The organism is Bradyrhizobium sp. (genome assembly GCF_035309285.1).
Lineage (GTDB): Bacteria > Pseudomonadota > Alphaproteobacteria > Rhizobiales > Xanthobacteraceae > Bradyrhizobium.
Genome location: NZ_DATGFH010000004.1, coordinates 21,825 through 37,677, shown reverse-complemented (window position 1 = coordinate 37,677; position 15,853 = coordinate 21,825). Strand labels below are relative to the sequence as shown.

The 15,853-nt window shown below is 61.8% G+C and carries 17 protein-coding genes; 7 read left to right on the top strand and 10 right to left on the bottom strand.

The window, feature by feature from the left end:
* Positions 1 to 8 precede the first annotated feature (8 nt).
* The 3 genes from VKR55_RS01240 to VKR55_RS01230 form a co-directional block, all read right to left on the bottom strand.
* The gene (locus VKR55_RS01240; protein ID WP_324398973.1) at positions 9 to 260 is read right to left on the bottom strand and encodes a hypothetical protein; all 252 of its coding nucleotides are present in this window, start codon (positions 258 to 260) and stop codon (positions 9 to 11) included.
* Positions 257 to 427 carry a hypothetical protein gene (locus VKR55_RS01235; protein WP_324398972.1) on the bottom strand — a complete coding sequence of 57 codons (171 nt, stop codon included), beginning with the start codon at positions 425 to 427 and terminating at the stop codon, positions 257 to 259. The genes VKR55_RS01240 and VKR55_RS01235 overlap by 4 nt, the downstream gene beginning before the upstream one ends.
* 188 nt (positions 428 to 615) lie before the next feature.
* Positions 616 to 1,347: a hypothetical protein gene (locus VKR55_RS01230; RefSeq protein ID WP_324398971.1), complete on the bottom strand. Its 732-nt coding sequence runs from the start codon at positions 1,345 to 1,347 to the stop codon at positions 616 to 618.
* A 52-nt stretch (positions 1,348 to 1,399) separates the two neighbouring features.
* On the opposite strand from VKR55_RS01230, the gene VKR55_RS01225 reads away from it, so the two are divergent.
* The 3 genes from VKR55_RS01225 to VKR55_RS01215 all read left to right on the top strand — a co-directional run bounded on the left by VKR55_RS01225 (position 1,400) and on the right by VKR55_RS01215 (position 3,990).
* Positions 1,400 to 2,149 carry a DUF3800 domain-containing protein gene (locus tag VKR55_RS01225; RefSeq protein ID WP_324398970.1) on the top strand — a complete coding sequence of 250 codons (750 nt, stop codon included), beginning with the start codon at positions 1,400 to 1,402 and terminating at the stop codon, positions 2,147 to 2,149.
* 273 nt (positions 2,150 to 2,422) lie between these two features.
* Positions 2,423 to 2,842: an NAD(+)--rifampin ADP-ribosyltransferase gene (locus VKR55_RS01220; protein ID WP_324398969.1), complete on the top strand. Its 420-nt coding sequence runs from the start codon at positions 2,423 to 2,425 to the stop codon at positions 2,840 to 2,842.
* 209 nt (positions 2,843 to 3,051) lie between these two features.
* A complete protein-coding gene (locus VKR55_RS01215) occupies positions 3,052 to 3,990 on the top strand; it encodes a DUF2971 domain-containing protein (RefSeq protein WP_324398968.1) in 939 nt (312 codons plus the stop codon).
* Positions 3,991 to 4,013: 23 nt separating this feature from the next.
* On the opposite strand, the gene aspS is transcribed toward VKR55_RS01215, so the two are convergent.
* Positions 4,014 to 5,786, bottom strand: a complete 1,773-nt coding sequence (gene aspS, locus VKR55_RS01210; protein WP_324398967.1) for an aspartate--tRNA ligase — start codon at positions 5,784 to 5,786, stop codon at positions 4,014 to 4,016.
* Between the two features lie 304 nt (positions 5,787 to 6,090).
* Here aspS and VKR55_RS01205 point away from each other — a divergent pair, with 304 nt between their 5' ends.
* Positions 6,091 to 7,566, top strand: a complete 1,476-nt coding sequence (locus VKR55_RS01205; RefSeq protein WP_324399048.1) for a protein adenylyltransferase SelO — start codon at positions 6,091 to 6,093, stop codon at positions 7,564 to 7,566.
* 358 nt (positions 7,567 to 7,924) lie between these two features.
* Positions 7,925 to 9,073 carry a ribonuclease D gene (rnd, locus tag VKR55_RS01200; protein ID WP_324398966.1) on the top strand — a complete coding sequence of 383 codons (1,149 nt, stop codon included), beginning with the start codon at positions 7,925 to 7,927 and terminating at the stop codon, positions 9,071 to 9,073.
* A 97-nt stretch (positions 9,074 to 9,170) separates the two neighbouring features.
* Here the strand turns inward: rnd and VKR55_RS01195 are convergent, their stop codons facing one another.
* The 3 genes from VKR55_RS01195 to VKR55_RS01185 are packed head-to-tail and all read right to left on the bottom strand — an operon-like array spanning position 9,171 to position 10,988.
* Positions 9,171 to 9,734 (bottom strand): isochorismatase family protein, encoded by a 564-nt coding sequence (locus tag VKR55_RS01195; RefSeq protein WP_324399047.1) that lies wholly within the window; start codon positions 9,732 to 9,734, stop codon positions 9,171 to 9,173.
* 14 nt (positions 9,735 to 9,748) lie between these two features.
* Positions 9,749 to 10,375 carry a GNAT family N-acetyltransferase gene (locus tag VKR55_RS01190; protein ID WP_324398965.1) on the bottom strand — a complete coding sequence of 209 codons (627 nt, stop codon included), beginning with the start codon at positions 10,373 to 10,375 and terminating at the stop codon, positions 9,749 to 9,751.
* Positions 10,362 to 10,988 (bottom strand): hypothetical protein, encoded by a 627-nt coding sequence (locus VKR55_RS01185; protein WP_324398964.1) that lies wholly within the window; start codon positions 10,986 to 10,988, stop codon positions 10,362 to 10,364. The genes VKR55_RS01190 and VKR55_RS01185 overlap by 14 nt, the downstream gene beginning before the upstream one ends.
* A 46-nt stretch (positions 10,989 to 11,034) precedes the next feature.
* Between VKR55_RS01185 and VKR55_RS01180 the strand changes: the two genes are divergently transcribed.
* The gene (locus VKR55_RS01180; RefSeq protein WP_324398963.1) at positions 11,035 to 12,078 is read left to right on the top strand and encodes a LysR family transcriptional regulator; all 1,044 of its coding nucleotides are present in this window, start codon (positions 11,035 to 11,037) and stop codon (positions 12,076 to 12,078) included.
* A 17-nt stretch (positions 12,079 to 12,095) separates the two neighbouring features.
* On the opposite strand, the gene VKR55_RS01175 is transcribed toward VKR55_RS01180, so the two are convergent.
* A complete protein-coding gene (locus VKR55_RS01175) occupies positions 12,096 to 13,085 on the bottom strand; it encodes an autotransporter outer membrane beta-barrel domain-containing protein (protein WP_414642279.1) in 990 nt (329 codons plus the stop codon).
* Positions 13,086 to 13,684: 599 nt separating this feature from the next.
* On the opposite strand from VKR55_RS01175, the gene VKR55_RS01170 reads away from it, so the two are divergent.
* Positions 13,685 to 13,888 carry a cold-shock protein gene (locus VKR55_RS01170; protein ID WP_324398961.1) on the top strand — a complete coding sequence of 68 codons (204 nt, stop codon included), beginning with the start codon at positions 13,685 to 13,687 and terminating at the stop codon, positions 13,886 to 13,888.
* 73 nt (positions 13,889 to 13,961) lie between these two features.
* Here the strand turns inward: VKR55_RS01170 and purN are convergent, their stop codons facing one another.
* Together purN and purM are read right to left on the bottom strand one after the other, a co-directional pair.
* On the bottom strand, positions 13,962 to 14,633 hold the full coding sequence (gene purN, locus VKR55_RS01165) for a phosphoribosylglycinamide formyltransferase (protein WP_324398960.1): 672 nt from the start codon (positions 14,631 to 14,633) through the stop codon (positions 13,962 to 13,964).
* The gene (gene purM / locus VKR55_RS01160) at positions 14,630 to 15,703 is read right to left on the bottom strand and encodes a phosphoribosylformylglycinamidine cyclo-ligase (protein ID WP_324398959.1); all 1,074 of its coding nucleotides are present in this window, start codon (positions 15,701 to 15,703) and stop codon (positions 14,630 to 14,632) included. Before purM ends, purN begins: the two co-directional genes overlap by 4 nt.
* Positions 15,704 to 15,853 lie beyond the last annotated feature (150 nt).

Sequence of the window (15,853 nt, the reverse complement as noted above, 5' to 3'; positions counted from 1 at the left end):
CAGGGCACCTATCGGCCGGTCATGCCGGGAAAGAACACGCTATCGAAGAGATTGGCATCCTGCTGGAGGGTTTCGCGGAGGCGGATGGTTGTCTGATCGGGTGCGTCAAGCTTTGCAAGGAAGGCGATACAGGCCCGGAGCGCTCTGGTCGCGTTGTCACGGCGGGCGGGACGGAAGAGCTTTCGGCTCGGGGTAGGGCGCTTCTCAATCCAGGTGATGGATTGGTTCGCGAGCGCGGCGGGCACGAAGGGCGCGGTCACGTCTTCAGCAGGTTGGCGGCATGCTCACGGCTCCGACCCGTGCTGTCCTTCAGGCTGTCGGGTGTGCCGTCATAGGCTTCGCGCATTTCCTCGCCGAGGACGGAAAGCTCGTAATAGGCTTCCTCGATGGCATGCTCGAAAAGGTCATCGGTATAGTGGTATCCCATGGGCGGCCCTCCCTGCCTTTCTGGCGACAGCGACCGCGCATGGAACCGCTAGTCTGCGGCGGATTCTGGGCCAGGAACGGCGCCCGAGGCGCCTTCCAGCTCAGTTTGTTTTTGGCGCATGGCGTCTCCGGAAGCGACAAACCCAATTGAGAGCGCGGTCACCGTAACTCCTCCTGTTTGAGCACGGCTTACTCTTTCTTCTTCGGTGCTTGAGCCGCGCCCAAGGCGCTCAGTGCGGGCAACTCCGCCTCGATACGGTCCATCACCTGCTCGAAGTGGGTCAGGAAATGGGCAGCGATAATGATCCATTGAAGGTCAGCTTGCACATCGGGGCCACTGTCGTCGAAGTAAGCTACGTCCTCGGGATTGGTCATGCTGGCGAAGAAGCCCACTGCGCCGACGCCGTCGGGTTGGGCGATTTCAGACAGGAAGTCGTATTCCTCGGGCACGTTGGCCCGGATGTCCGTGAGCTTGCCAACCATGGTCACCACGTTCTTGGCAGTAAGTTTGGGATTGCCCACCCTCTGTATCCAGTCCTTCTTCTTGGTGGCGTGAGCCTTCTCCCTTGTAAATTGGAAAACGGCTTTCACGTCGCCCGCTGCCAACAGCACTTTAAACTCCTTCTCGAAGTCGGTGACCGTGGCAAGTCCTTCATACAACCCCCTGGCGCACAGGATCGCCGGTACGCCCCGGCCATCGAAAAACTCGGTGAGCGCCGCCTCGGTGAGCTGGAGCATCCGCCGGAGGTGGGACTGCAGGTAGACCCGTATGAGATTCGAGGCCCTGAACCCTGAACCCGGCTCGGGGATGGTGATCTGCGACACCAACCGCGTCGTGAGCCGGTCGAAGGCGGCGTTGAGGTTGTCTATCAGCTTACGGTTTGCGACACCCGGCGGGACCAGGGAAAAATCGATGAGCATATGCTAACCAAAGGTTGAAATCGTCCATATAAGCCCTACTTGGCAGAACACCATGCTAGGCGCGTTTTTCGACGATAGCGGCACCCACGCGGGCTCGCCGGTGGTAGCGATGGGGGGCCTTCTCGGCACTGACCCCCAATGGGATTACTTTGCCGAGAACTGGACCGCGTTGCTCAGGGGCCCCTACCCCGACAAACCGCCATTACCGCACTTTCACCTCACGCACTGTCGCAACGGCTTAGGTGAGTTTGCCAGTTACAGTCCGGCTGAGCGGGACCACCTCAACTACCGATTTCGGCGCATTTTCCTGGACTCTGATTTCGTCACGCTGGCGGCGGCGGTGGACAACCATGCCTGGCAGGAGCTGGTCGTTGGCGAACTCGCTGAACAACTCGGTGACCCACTTGAGTTCTGCTTCTTCAAGTGCGTCGCGATGGTGATGAAGACCATCCGCCTGCGTCGTCCTGGTGAGCCGATCTTCTTCTTTTTCGACGAGGGGACCGCTGACCGCATAGGGCCGATGGCTTCTTTGATACGATCCCAAAAACAAATTTACCCGGAGATTGAGCGCATCATCTTCGCGCCGGTCAAAAAAGTGATCGCATTGCAGGGCGCGGACATGATCGCCTATGAGACCTATCTCTATGGCAGCGAATGGCTGAAGCACGGCGAGAACGCCGTCGCTAACCACCATTTCAAAGAATATCTGAAACGTGACCTGAGCGCGGGCCTGGTTTTCGGGCGGGCTCAAATTGAGGAAATGATTGGCCGAGTGAGAGAGGTGTTGGCCAAGGCGGTGTGATTGAGTGCACCGTAACTCCCACGGCAACATTACCACTGGAGGGTCGCATGAAATACGAGGGATTCTCAGCGCAGGGATTGAGTCTGATGCACGATGCGGTTCATGCGGCCATCGCCATGGACGAGGAGGCCATGAAGAATGGGAAAACACCTCCTTGTGGAACAAACACCTACCCGGATTGGCGTGAGCACGCGGGGGGTTGGAATCGGCGATGCGTGCTAAGGGCGTCGACTTCGTTCCGGCATTCCCGAATGAAATGACCGGTGCGAGACGATGAATCACAGGCTTGGAAAGCGAAAACGCAAATTGCTCGGAAAGGCGGCTTCGTCGCCTGGAGTTATGCAGCCCGCCGCCGTTCGCTACCTGCATGGTGGCAAGGCCAACCTCAAGGTCGGCGCCTATCTGCTGCCCCCATCTGCCACGGGCATCGCTCAGAACGGCGTGGTCCCTGATCACGTTCGAAGGAAAGACCGCATCTACATCACAACAGACCCGAACACGGCCATCCTCTGGGCCACAGCCAATCGAGCGTCGCATTTCTATGAAGTCGAGCCGGAGGGCGAGCTAACCGATGACCCTGACCACAAGGGCAAGGGCATTTCATTTGAATGCGAGAAAGCAAAGATCGTTGCTGTTCACGTGATTCCGGAGGAGACGATCAAGCAAGCCCAAGCAGCGCTGTTGAACGGATAGCTCACCGTTCGATATCCTTCGAGGCACCCCTCATAAACGTATCGTCACAAGTCACGCAAAGATGCCAACATGGCGCCCTTCGACGAGCGTCCACAAATATCGTGTGACAGCGATTAGTGTTCATTCCCAACGCCGGGCCCCGACCGACGGCCTCAAAACGGCGAAAGTGCAATCATCAGTGGGGTTTTCCGGAAAATCAGGCGAGCATTATGACGATTAAGAGCATTTATAAATATCTCGGCCCCGAAGTGATCGACAAAATCTTTCAATCGCCGAACAATGTCACATTCAAATGCTCCCTGCCAAAGGACTTCAATGATCCTTACGAGCTGTTTCTTACTATTGATTTCAAACAGGAGCCTGACCTTTTAGCCTATTACGCCGACGCGATCGGCGAGCTTCCTCAATACCCAACAACCTGTTTCTCCCGATCGCCCGCGGTCATTCCGATGTGGGCTCACTACGCGCAAAACCACGAAGGCTTCGTCATTGAGGTCTCTGAAGAAAGACTTTCCGAAAAGTTGCCCGAAGTAGCTTGCGGCGACGTGAGCTATTCAGATGTACCGCCGCGAGATCTCTCCGCGTTACTCGGCATGGCTTATGGAACGAGCAAGATGCGCCATACCTATCTCTTGCGCCAAGGGGTTCTGCATTCAGCTTACTTTACCAAGACTTCTTGCTGGGCCTATGAGCAGGAGCGCAGGCTGGTCGTCCCAGAGAAGAATACTCGTGAGATCGGCACAACTAGGTTATTCGATGTTCCCAATGAGTGCGTAACCAGCATCATCTGCGGCTCACGAGCGTCTGAGGCGACCAGACTGTCCTTAATGAATAAGGCGCAGGAGATGAGCTGCCGCTACTTCGAACTTCGCATCGGCAAGAACTCTGCGACTCCTTTTTTTCTCGACGCGGCTGAACAACCTTTTGTGTTTAACATGGGAGAACTCGCCCAGTGCGATCAACACTGCGGAACATGCATGGAGCCCATCGCTCAGGAAGCAGATGAGTGCTCTTGGTGCCAGATCAACGACCAGCTTCGAATAGACGCGGCGTCACGAAACCCATTTCGAGTGTTAGACCGGTTGGGAATGCTTGAATCATACGTCGCCGGAATGGACGCCATCTCGGCAGGTAGTCGCAAGACATGAGACTAGACTAGGCGCTGCCGAGCTTATTTCTGCGGCAGATTGAGCCTGATGTGCAACTCACGCAACTGCTTCGGCGTGACTTCGCTCGGCGCCCCCATGAGCAGGTCGACGGCTTGCTGGTTCATCGGGAACAGCGAGATCTCGCGCAAGTTGGTCGTGCCACACAACAGCATCACGATGCGGTCCAGCCCCGCCGCCATGCCGCCATGCGGCGGGGCGCCGTACTGGAAGGCGCGGTACATGCCGCCGAAGCGCTCGACGACGTCCTGCTCGCCATAGCCCGCGATCTCGAACGCCTTCACCATGGCCTCGGGCTTGTGGTTGCGGATGCCGCCGGAGGCGATCTCATAGCCGTTGCAGGTGATGTCGTACTGGAACGCCTTGATGGTCAGCGGGTCCTGCGACTTGAGCGCGTCGAGCCCGCCCTGCGGCATCGAGAACGGGTTGTGCGAGAAGTCGACCTTCTTGTCTTCCTCGTTGTACTCATACATCGGGAAGTCGACGATCCAGGCGAGCTCGAACCGGTCCTTCTCGACGAGGTTCAGCTCCTCGCCGACCTTGGTGCGCGCGAGGCCTGCAAACTTCCAGAACTTGTCGGGATCGCCGGCGACGAAGAAGGCGGCATCGCCCTCTTTCATGCCGAGCTGCTCGCGGATCGCAGCGGTGCGCTCCGGTCCGATGTTGTTCGCAAGCGGGCCAGCGCCCTCGCCGCCCTCGCGCCACATGATGTAACCGAGGCCGGGCTGGCCTTCGCCCTGCGCCCAGGAGTTCATGCGGTCGCAGAACGCGCGTGAGCCGCCGCCTTGGGCCGGGATCGCCCAGACCTGGTTCTTCTTGTCCTCCAGCATCCGCGCGAACACCTTGAAGCCGGAGCCGCGGAAATGCTCGGAGACCTCGGCCATCACGATCGGATTGCGCAGGTCAGGCTTGTCGGAGCCATATCTGCGCACCGCCTCGGCAAAGGGAATCCGCGGCCATGTCTTCGTCACGGGCTTGCCGCCGGAAAACTCCTCGAAGACGCCGCCGATCACAGGCTCCATCGCGTCGAACACGTCTTCCTGCGTGACGAAGCTCATCTCGACGTCGAGCTGATAGAACTCGCCGGGCAGACGATCGGCGCGCGGGTCCTCGTCGCGGAAGCACGGCGCGATCTGGAAATAGCGGTCGAAGCCCGACATCATCAGGAGCTGCTTGTACTGCTGCGGCGCCTGCGGCAGCGCGTAGAACTGTCCGGGATGGATGCGCGACGGCACCAGGAAGTCGCGCGCGCCTTCCGGCGAGGACGCCGTCAGGATCGGGGTCTGGAACTCGAAGAAGCCCTGGGCTTTCATGCGGCGGCGCATGGAATCGACGATGGCGCCGCGCGTCATGATGTTCTGGTGCAGCTTTTCGCGGCGCAGGTCGAGGAAGCGATACTTCAGGCGGATGTCTTCGGGATACTCCTGCTCGCCGAACACCGGCAGCGGCAGCTCGCCGGCCGGGCCCAGCACCTCGATGTCGGCGACATAGAGCTCGACCTGGCCGGTCGGCAGCTCCGGATTGGCGGTGCCCTCGGGGCGCCTGCGAACCTTGCCTTCCATGCGCACCACCCATTCCGAGCGCAGCTTCTCGGCCAGCGAGAACGCCGGCGAGTCCGGGTCGACCACGCATTGGGTCAGGCCGTAATGGTCGCGCAAATCGATGAACAGCACGCCGCCATGGTCGCGGATGCGATGGCACCAGCCGGACAGGCGAACGATCTCGCCGATATGGCTCTCGCGGAGCGCGCCGCAGGTATGGGTCCGGTAACGATGCATGGATGTCTCAGAATCAAGAAGTTGCTTGCAGATGTCGGAAGGGTCGAATCGAGGGCCAGATTCGGGAGTCTGGGCCACCCCGAAACGCGGGTGGGTTTACCCGAGCAAGGCCAGCGCGGCAACCGAATGGCGGAACTTTCCGTCATTGCGGGCCAACGGGTCCGCGCGGACGCGCGGCCGGATGACAGGCTCCGCGAAGCAATCCATTGTTCCGCAAGCGGAGGCATGGATTGCTTCGTCGCTTGCGCTCCTCGCAATGACGATTGGGCTCGAAAAGCCGGGTCGGCGCGCCTATCTTGGAGCCATGACGGTGCATTTTCCCTTCCAGAACACCTATGCGGCGCTCCCTGCGAACTTTTTCGCCCGCGTGGCGCCGACCCCGGTGGCCTCACCCCGGCTGATCAAGCTGAACCGACCGCTGGCGCTCCATCTCGGGCTCGACCCCGACCTGCTCGATAGCCCCGAAGGGGCGGAAATCCTGTCCGGCAAGCGGCTGCCCGACGGGGCCGAACCGATCGCCATGGCCTATGCCGGCCACCAGTTCGGTCATTTCGTACCGCAGCTCGGCGATGGCCGCGCCATCCTGCTCGGCGAGGTCATCGACAGGGACGGCGTCCGCCGCGACATCCAGCTCAAGGGGTCCGGTCCGACCCCCTTCTCCCGCCGCGGCGACGGCCGTGCGGCGCTGGGGCCCGTGCTGCGCGAATACATCGTCAGCGAAGCCATGTTCGCGCTGGGCATCCCGACGACCCGGTCGCTCGCCGCCGTCATGTCAGGCGAGAGCGTGATCCGCGAGACCATGCTGCCCGGCGCGGTGCTGACCCGCGTGGCTGCCAGCCACATCCGTGTCGGCACCTTCCAGTATTTTGCCGCGCGCGAGGACACCGACGCCGTGCGGCGGCTGGCCGATCACGTGATCGAGCGGCACTACCCTCGCCTTGCGGACCACGCACGCCGCTACCATGCGCTGCTGGAAGCCGTGATCGGCCGCCAGGCCGACCTCATCGCGCGCTGGCTGCATATCGGCTTCATCCATGGCGTGATGAACACCGACAACACCTCGATCTCGGGCGAGACCATCGACTACGGCCCCTGCGCCTTCCTCGATCATTACGATCCGGGGCAGGTGTTTTCCTCGATCGACGAGATGGGCCGCTATGCCTATGCCAACCAGCCGCGGATCGCGCTGTGGAACCTGACGCGGCTCGCCGAATGCCTGTTGCCCCTGTTTTCCGACGACCAGGAGAAGGCGATCGCGCAAGCGCAGGAGATTTTGGGTGTATTCCCGGAAAAGTTCACCGCGGCCTATCAGGCGGGCCTGCGCGCCAAAATCGGCCTGTTCACGACGCGTGACGGCGACGAGGCGCTGGTGCAGGACCTGCTCAAGGCCATGGCGGAGGGCAAGGCCGATTTCACCCTCACCTTCCGTCGTTTGGGCGACGCTGCGCTTGATGCCGCAAACGATGGCAAGGTGCGCGCACTCTTCGCCGATCCCGCGGCCTTCGACGAATGGGCCGCGCGCTGGCGCAAGCGGATCGCCGATGAGCCGCAATCGCCCGCCGAGCGGCAGGCGGCGATGCATGCCGTCAATCCGGCCTTCATTCCGCGCAATCACCGGATCGAAGCGGTGATCACGGCCGCGGTTGCGAACGACACCGCGCCGTTCGAGGAATTGATCAAGGTTCTGGCGAAGCCTTTTGAGGACAGGTCCGAATTTGCGGAGTACGCCAATCCGCCGAAGCCGGAAGAGCGGGTCTGCCAGACCTTCTGCGGGACGTGAGCGTTAACTCACCGTCCACCATCCGCCAAAGGCCGCCGCGGTAACCACAAGATTTAACAAGGCGTCAATTCGCCCCCAACACATTGGTCGATCGATTGGGAGGAATTGCCGTGTACGACGCGCTCGTTTTCGAATTCATGGGACTGATGATGCTCGCGCTCTGCGTCATCGTGATCGCCGTTCCCGCTGTCAGCCGCCAGCCCTCGCAGCGCCCGCGCTACTAGGCGGCCTACAGCGCAGCTTGCGCAAAGTCGCCACCCGAAAAGCCGTTCCGCGGTTGCGCGGAAGCGAAATGCAAGCCTCGAATTCATCTGACGACCCTTGACATATCAGCACTTTCGGCAGAACGGCTGTTGTCATGGATTTGATAACGACCACGCCCCAACTCGTGGAGGTCTGTGCGCGCCTCGCGAGGCACAAAGTCATCACCGTCGATACCGAGTTCCTGCGGGAAACCACCTATTACCCACTGCTCTGCGTGGTGCAGATGGCAAGCCCGGACGAAGCGGTCGTGATCGACGCGCTGGCCGAAGACATCGACCTTGCTCCGTTCTTCAAGCTGATGGCGGACGAGAAGGTGCTGAAGGTGTTTCACGCCGCCCGCCAGGACATCGAGATCATCGTGCATCAGGCGAACATCGTTCCGCACCCGATCTTCGACACGCAGGTGGCGGCCATGGTGCTGGGCTATGGCGACTCGATCGCCTACGACCAGCTCGTCGAGCGCATCACGGGCCACCGGCCGGACAAGACCCACCGCTTCACCGACTGGTCGCGCCGGCCCCTGACCGGGGAGCAGATGAATTACGCGGTCTCCGACGTCACCCATCTGCGCGACGTCTTCGCCGCGCTCGATGCCGATCTCAAGAAGCGCGGCCGCAACGACTGGGTCAGCGAGGAGATGGAAGTATTGACCTCGCCCAGGACTTACGACTTCCACCCCGAGCGCGCCTGGGAACGGCTGAAGACGCGGGTTCGCAAGCCGAAGGAATTGGCGGTGTTGATGGAGGTTGCGGCCTGGCGCGAGCAAGAGGCTCAAAGCCGCGACGTGCCGCGCTCACGCGTCTTGAAGGACGACGCGGTCGGCGATATCGCGATCCACGCGCCGACGTCGCTGGAAAAGCTCGCCAACCTGCGCTCGCTGCCGAAGGGTTTTGATCGCTCGAAATGGGGTACTGATATCGTCACGGCGGTACAGCGGGGACTCGCGCGCGATCCCGCAGCGCTGCCGAAGCTGGAGAAACCGCGCAACAATTCAAACGGCGCTGCGATCGTGGAGCTGCTCAAGGTTCTGCTGCGGATGACATCGGAGCGGCACGCGGTGGCGAGCAAGGTGATCGCGACCGTCGACGATCTCGAGCAGATCGCGGCCGACGATCAGGCCGACGTGGCCGCCCTCCATGGCTGGCGTCGCGATCTGTTCGGCGAGGCTGCCCTCTCGCTCAAGCATGGCAGGCTCGCGCTTGCGATCGAGCGCGGCCGGGTGGTCCGCGTCGACCGCGGCTAGACCGTGCCACCACTATTGTGACGCCGTCGTCCTGATCGGTCGCCGTCACCCTCAAGGCACGCGACACCTCCACCATGGCCATTGATGCGCCTTGAGCTCATATCGCCATCCTGCCGTCGGCGCCGATCAGATCGGCGCTGCGGTGCACGCCGGCGAAATTGCCGATGACCTTGACCACGGCGTCCGTGTAGGGAGCGGCATGATCGACGCCGGCACACCGGCACGCCACCGCATCGCCGATCACCTGGTAGCGGTGGCTGCGGTGAAATCCCTCGATCACGGTCGAGAGAATGGTCTCGTCGAGGGAGAATCCCATCACCAGAAAGCGAATATTTCGGATGCTGGACGCGTAGTCGGCAAAGCGCGCGGAGCTATAGGCCGACGGCAGCGGATGCTCGAACGCGAGCTCTCCCGGGCGCGGCCTCAGGTCCGCGATCCAGTGCGTCAGATTCGACGCCGGATTGAACCACGCCGCCTGCGCAATGCGCTTGAGGTGCATCACCGGCCAGAGGTTGGCGCGCCAGAGCGTCATCAGCGCGAGACAGCGCGACATGATCGCCTCGGCATCGGTTACAGCACGGCCGCGCCCTTCGGTGAGATATTCGATCTGCAGATCGGCGCAGACCAGCATGGGCGGATCGTTGTCGAGGAGCTCTTTCATCGGGCTGCCGCGGCTCATGCACCTGCACGCGATGCCGCGTTGCGCAGCGGCGAGGTCACGGCGCGACCGGCCGACATGTCGAGCACGCCCGGCCGGTCCCAATCGCCCTCCGGGCGGATGATGACATAGGGATCGCTGTCGAGCGTGATCGCATCGGGGCTCGGTTCGAGCTCCAGCACCATCTCGGTATAGGAGAAATCGGAGAAGGTGATCTTGCGGTTGTGGCCGAGCGGCTTGGCGCCGAAATGGGCCCAGAAGTCCACCAGGCGGTCCTGCGCCTGACCGTAGATCTTCCGGAATCCCTTGCGCTTGATGTATTCGACGCTCGCCTGCACGAGCTTGAACGATACCCGCGAGCGGCGGAACTGGTGTCGCACCGCAAGCCGCTCCACCTTGGCGAACTCGCCGAAGAAGCGCACGCGCAGGCAACCCGCCGGCTCCTTGCCGACGAAGCCGATGAAGTGCGCGGCGACGAAATCGTTGCCGTCGAACTCCTCCTCGATCGGACAATCCTGCTCGGCGAGATAGACCGCCGAACGGATCGCCGTCACCAGCATGAGGTCGTTGGGATCGCGCGCGATCCGAACCGAGATAGCGCGGGATGAAGGATCACTTTGCAAGGAAGTTCTAGTGCCGTGCATCTGCATAACTCCTCGTTGAAACAGTTGAAGCCGGCATGGGCATTGGCACGCGATTCCAAGATCGCTGGTAGCACCAGAGATCGGGCTGGAAGCTCTGTGTCTGCTTGAAGCAAGTCGCGATGAGCCAGTCGCGTCCCGCCTTGGTCGAAGGCTGGGCAAAGACATCGGCATTTACATAGCGGGATTTGCGCAAATGCGCGGCGACCTTGCCGTAGCCGCAGATGCCGCGCCCGGTAATCGCGCAGGCCCAGATGTAGGTCGCCGAAACGTCCTCGTTGCTCACGGCAAGAAATTCACGCTCGGGATGCGTCAGGCAAATCTCATCGAGCAAGAGTGCATCATGCCCGCGATCGTTGAGATACAGGAACGCAATCGCGCCGAGCAGTCTGCCCTGCCGACTAAAGGTAAGGATGGTTTCCGGATCGAACGCGAAATAGCTGGAGAGCACATCCGCCGACATCTGCACCCCCGGCACCAGGCGGTGGGCCATATCTGCCAGCAGCCGAATCTCGGCGTACCGTGCGCTCCTTACCTCGATGTCGCTGTCGGTCGACAGTGAATCGAAATCATGTTTTCCGGCCAAAGAGCCTCTTTCCTTAACTAGACCACGCATCTATCGTCGCTCCTCTGGGACACCATACTGGGTGGGGATTTCGGGTATGCAGCAACTATTGCAACGGGGTGCTGCGATGATGCAGCACCGGACCGATGAGACCCTGGATGCGTCCTGGGACGATTTGAAGTCCTTCCTTGCCTGCGCAAGATGCAAGAGCTTCCGCAATGCCGCCGAGGAACTGCAGGTCTCGAGTACGACGCTGATGCGCAGGATCGACCGGCTCGAAGAGCGGATCGGCTGCAGACTGTTCCTGCGCGATCAGAGCGGATTGACGCTGAGCGCCGAAGGCGCATCCATGATCGGCGACGTGATGGAGATGGAACGTCACGCCTTCAACGTGTTTCGCCGCGCCGCCTCCGCCAACGATACCGCGGGAACCGTGCGCGTCGCCGTGACCGAAGGCCCCGGCAATTTCTGGATCCTGCCGCGGCTGATCGACTTCCAGAACACCTACCGCAAAATTACCGTGGACCTTCGCTGCGCGATGGAACAGGCCGACGTGGCGCGACTGGAATCTGACATCGCCATTCAGCTCGAGCCGCCGACCAATGCCGATCTCATCGTCGCCAAGCTCGGCAGGCTGCACATCTATCCCTTCGTTTCCAAGGGCTATCAGGAGCTGTACGGCACGCCCTCATCCCTGTCCGAGCTCAGCAACCACAGGATCATCAAGCAGAACGCGCCGCAGCTGGACGACACCGCCTATGCGCGGATTCTCGGCTTGAAGTCGCTCGAAGGTGTCGTCGGAATCAAGACCAACTCCAGCATCGGCGTTCTCTACGCGGTCGAGAGGGGCGCGGGCATCGGGTTCCTGCCGACGTCATCGATAGCGCTGGGCGCGCCGCTGGTCGCCGTCGACATGGACGGCTTCAGCCATCATGCCGACCTTTGGCTCACCTATCACAAGGAGTTTCGCAACTCCGACCGGCACAAGATCGTGATCGATTGGCTGAAGCGAATCTTCGATCCCAAGGCCTATGCCTGCTTCAGGGACGAATTCATTCACCCCAATGCGCTGGTACCGATGATGACCGCCGCTCGCGAGAGCTTTGGTTTGAGCGGATATGTCGCTGCGAGCCCGATCTGATCAGCCGGTCCAGGCCCCTACCACCTGATCTCAAGTCCAAGCGTGCCCTGGTGAGATTGCAGATTGGAACGGAACTTTCCGTCGTAGTTGAAATAGAGCCGCGCTGTGCTGGTGATGCTCAGCGATGCCGAGGCTCCCGCATCAGCGCCATACTGGCTCTCGCCGATACCAGTGACCGTAATGCTCTCCGGCCCCAGGCTGACGAGCACCGAGCTGAACTGCTGCGAGAAATTGTCGACGAACTTGCCATAGGCCGACAGGTCGAGGATCTGCTGGTGATCCAGGATCCAGTAATGCCCGATCTCCGCTCCGGCGAGCAGGCGCGAGCGCTCCATGGTCGCCCCGCTCACCGTCAGCGCATCGAGGCCGCCCATTTCCTGGAATGCGCCGGTCGAGGCATGCACATATTCGAGCCCGACCTTCGGCACGATCCGGCTCTGGTCCTTGGTCCAGTAGTAATCGAGCTCGGACAGTGCGCCATCGATCTGCACGCCATACCGGGCGCTCGCAAAGCCGCCCCCGGTGTCGCGGCTTGAGCCGATATTGCCGAACCCATGCACCAGCGCGATCGCCCAGGTCCAGGGTCCCTTGTCGATGGATGCGTTGACACCGAGCTGGGTGAGGTCAAGCGTCGCCGACTGTAGCGCTAGCGGCACGTCGACGCTGGTGCGGCTCTGATCGACCGAGAAGCCGACATTGACGCCAGGCACGATCCGCGCGCCGAAGCCCGCAACGCCGCCCGCGGTTCGGCGCTTGTCGCCGAAATAGTCGGCCTGGGGACCGGTCGCGGACGTGATGCCGTAGAGCTCGCCCCAGGTCCGATAGCGCGGGCCTTCGGCCGATTCGGAGGCACCGCCGCCGCCAGGATTGGTGCGCAAGCCGCGCGTGAAGCCGTTGGTCGCCTGGTTGCCCAGCCGCTCCAGGAAGCTGCTGCCGAGGTTGATCACCGTCGAACCGGTCGAGATATCGGAATTGATCTCGGTCTTGATCGGGGTCGGGGACGGCAACGGGGTTGGCGACGGTGACGGGCTCGGCGAGGGCGTCGGCGTAGGGGACGGTGTCGGCGTGGGGGTGGGACTCGGCGACGGCGACGGCGATTGCGCCGAAGCCGGCGTGGCGGCGACCGCCAACGACAAGGCCAGCGCTACGCACAGCACAGTGGCTCTTATGCGCTCCTTGCGGGCCGCCCCCGTCCCCCTCGCCCGCGATGGCCGCAATGTGCAGCGCATGAACACCCATTTTCCGAAAAAAGAGCGAGCCGAAAGCGCGCAAAAAGGCCTTGTCCAATCATGCCGATTTGCCCCCAGTTCCGGCGGAGGGTCAATCGGTGATGGTCGTCATCATGGGGCGTTTGCGACGCATTGTGCCTCTGCCGCCACAGGGTCTTTTGTGGTGATTCGACCGCGAGGCGATTTCCGTTGCCCCGTCAAACGCTTGCTAAGGGGCAATTTTCGTGTTGCAATCGCTGTCACAATCGGAATTTGGCCGCTCGGCTGTGCGTTTCGCGAAGACTCGGAAATTCAGCAGACTACCGGAAGCCCGTTTGTGGCGTGGCACGCGTGATGCGTGGCCACGTCTTTTTTACGTCTAGATCAGGAGACAGGCGATGCCCAAGGGTACCGTCAAATGGTTCAACCCGACCAAGGGTTACGGGTTCATCAAACCAACCGTCGGTGACAAGGACGTGTTCGTCCACATCTCGGCGGTCGAGCGTGCTGGCCTCACGACCCTCAATGAAAATCAGGTCGTGGAATATGACCTCGTGGAAAATCGCGGCAAGTCGTCTGCGGAAAACCTGAAGGTCTCCTAACTTCTCATCCGCGTCGCGTCGTGATTGTGAACCCTCGGCCCCGGGGCCGGGGGAATTGCTTCCACCATTGGCGTCATACGGTTGTGCCGCCAGGGCTTGCCGCTGGCGAGATCAGGAAATTGCCCGAGCCCGCGCTTTCAGGCGTCTTGCAGATATCGCCATCCAGTTGAACCGCTCCGCTCGCCAACAGCCGCAGCGCATCCGGATAAATGCGATGCTCCACTTCGAGGATGCGTTCGGACAAGGTCTCAGTGGTGTCATGATCGCTGACGGCGACCGCGCCCTGCATCAGAATCGGTCCGGCGTCTGTCTCGGGAATCACGAAGTGCACGGTTGCGCCTGAAATCTTCACGCCTGCGCGCAGCGCCTGGCCATGCGGGTCGAGCCCCGGAAAGGACGGCAGCAGCGAAGGGTGGATGTTGAGCATCCTTCCGTACCATCGTCCGGTGAATTCGGCGGTGAATAGTCGCATGAAGCCGCCGAGGCAGATCAACTCGATCCGGTGTTGGTCGAGCACCTCCTGCAGCCTGGCTTCAAAGCCCGCCCGATCCTTTCCGAACGGCTTGCTCTCCACCACCACCGTCGGCACGCGACCCTGCTTTGCCCGCTCCAGCCCCGGCGCGTCGGCGCGGTTGGAAATCACCACCGCAATCTCGGCCGGAAAATCCTCGGCTGCGGCAGCCTTGATCAGCGCCGCCATGTTGGAGCCGCGCCCGGAGATCAGGATGGCGACGCGGCGTTTCATGCTGAAAGATCGAGATGGCCGCGATAGACAACGCGGCGTTCGCCCGAAGCTGGAATGACTTCGCCGAGCACTGTGACGGTCTCGCCGTTTTCGCTGAAAATATCGCTCACCCGCTTGACCGCGTCCGGCTTGATGATGCCGATCATGCCGATGCCGCAATTGAAAGTGCGCAACAGCTCGAGCTCTGCGATGCCACCCTGCTTTGCCAGCCATTTGAACACCGGCAGCACCGGCAGCCGCGAAAGATCGATGCCGACGCCGAGATGCCTGGGCAGCACGCGCGGGATGTTGTCGGTGAAGCCGCCGCCCGTGATGTGCGCAAGTCCCTTGATCGCGCCGCTGTCCTTGATCGCGCGCAGGCAGGATTTCACGTAAAGCCGCGTCGGCGTCAGCAGCGCGCCGCCGAGCGTCATGACCGGCGAGAACGGCGCGGGCGCGTCGAACGGCAGACCGCTTAGCGCGACGATCTTGCGGACCAGCGAAAATCCGTTGGAGTGCACGCCGGAGGATGCGAGCCCGATCACGGCGTCGCCCGCCGCGATATCCGGACGCGGCAGCAGCGTGCCACGCTCGGCTGCGCCCACCGCAAAGCCGCCGAGGTCGTAGTCGCCGTCCTGATAGAGGCCCGGCATTTCCGCGGTCTCACCGCCAATCAGCGCGCAGCCGGATTCGCGGCAGCCCGCGGCGATCCCCGCCACGATCGCGGCCGTCGCGTCCGGATCGAGCTTGCCGCAGGCAAAGTAATCCAGGAAGAACAGGGGTTCGGCACCCTGCACGACGAGATCATTGACCGACATCGCAACCAGATCGATGCCGATCCCCTCATGGAGGCCGGTCTCGATCGCGATCTTGAGCTTGGTGCCCACGCCGTCGGTTGCGGCCACCAGGATCGGATCGGCGTAGCCCGCGGCCTTGAGGTCGAACAACCCGCCAAAGCCGCCAATCTCGGCGTCGGCGCCGGTGCGCGCGGTCGCGCGCACCATCGGTTTGATCAGATCGACGAGTCGGTTGCCCGCGTCGATGTCGACACCCGAATCCGCGTAAGTGAGCCCGTTTTTGCGCTCGGCCATACCTGTTTCCAGCAATATGGCGGCTGGTTACGTCGGATTAGGTCGCCGCGCAATGGCTCGCCACCGCAGTTCCCATATACTATGTAGATAACAACTGGCTCACTCATAAAGAGCCGGATTTGCTGCAAAATCAGATCGGTAGCCGGGAAG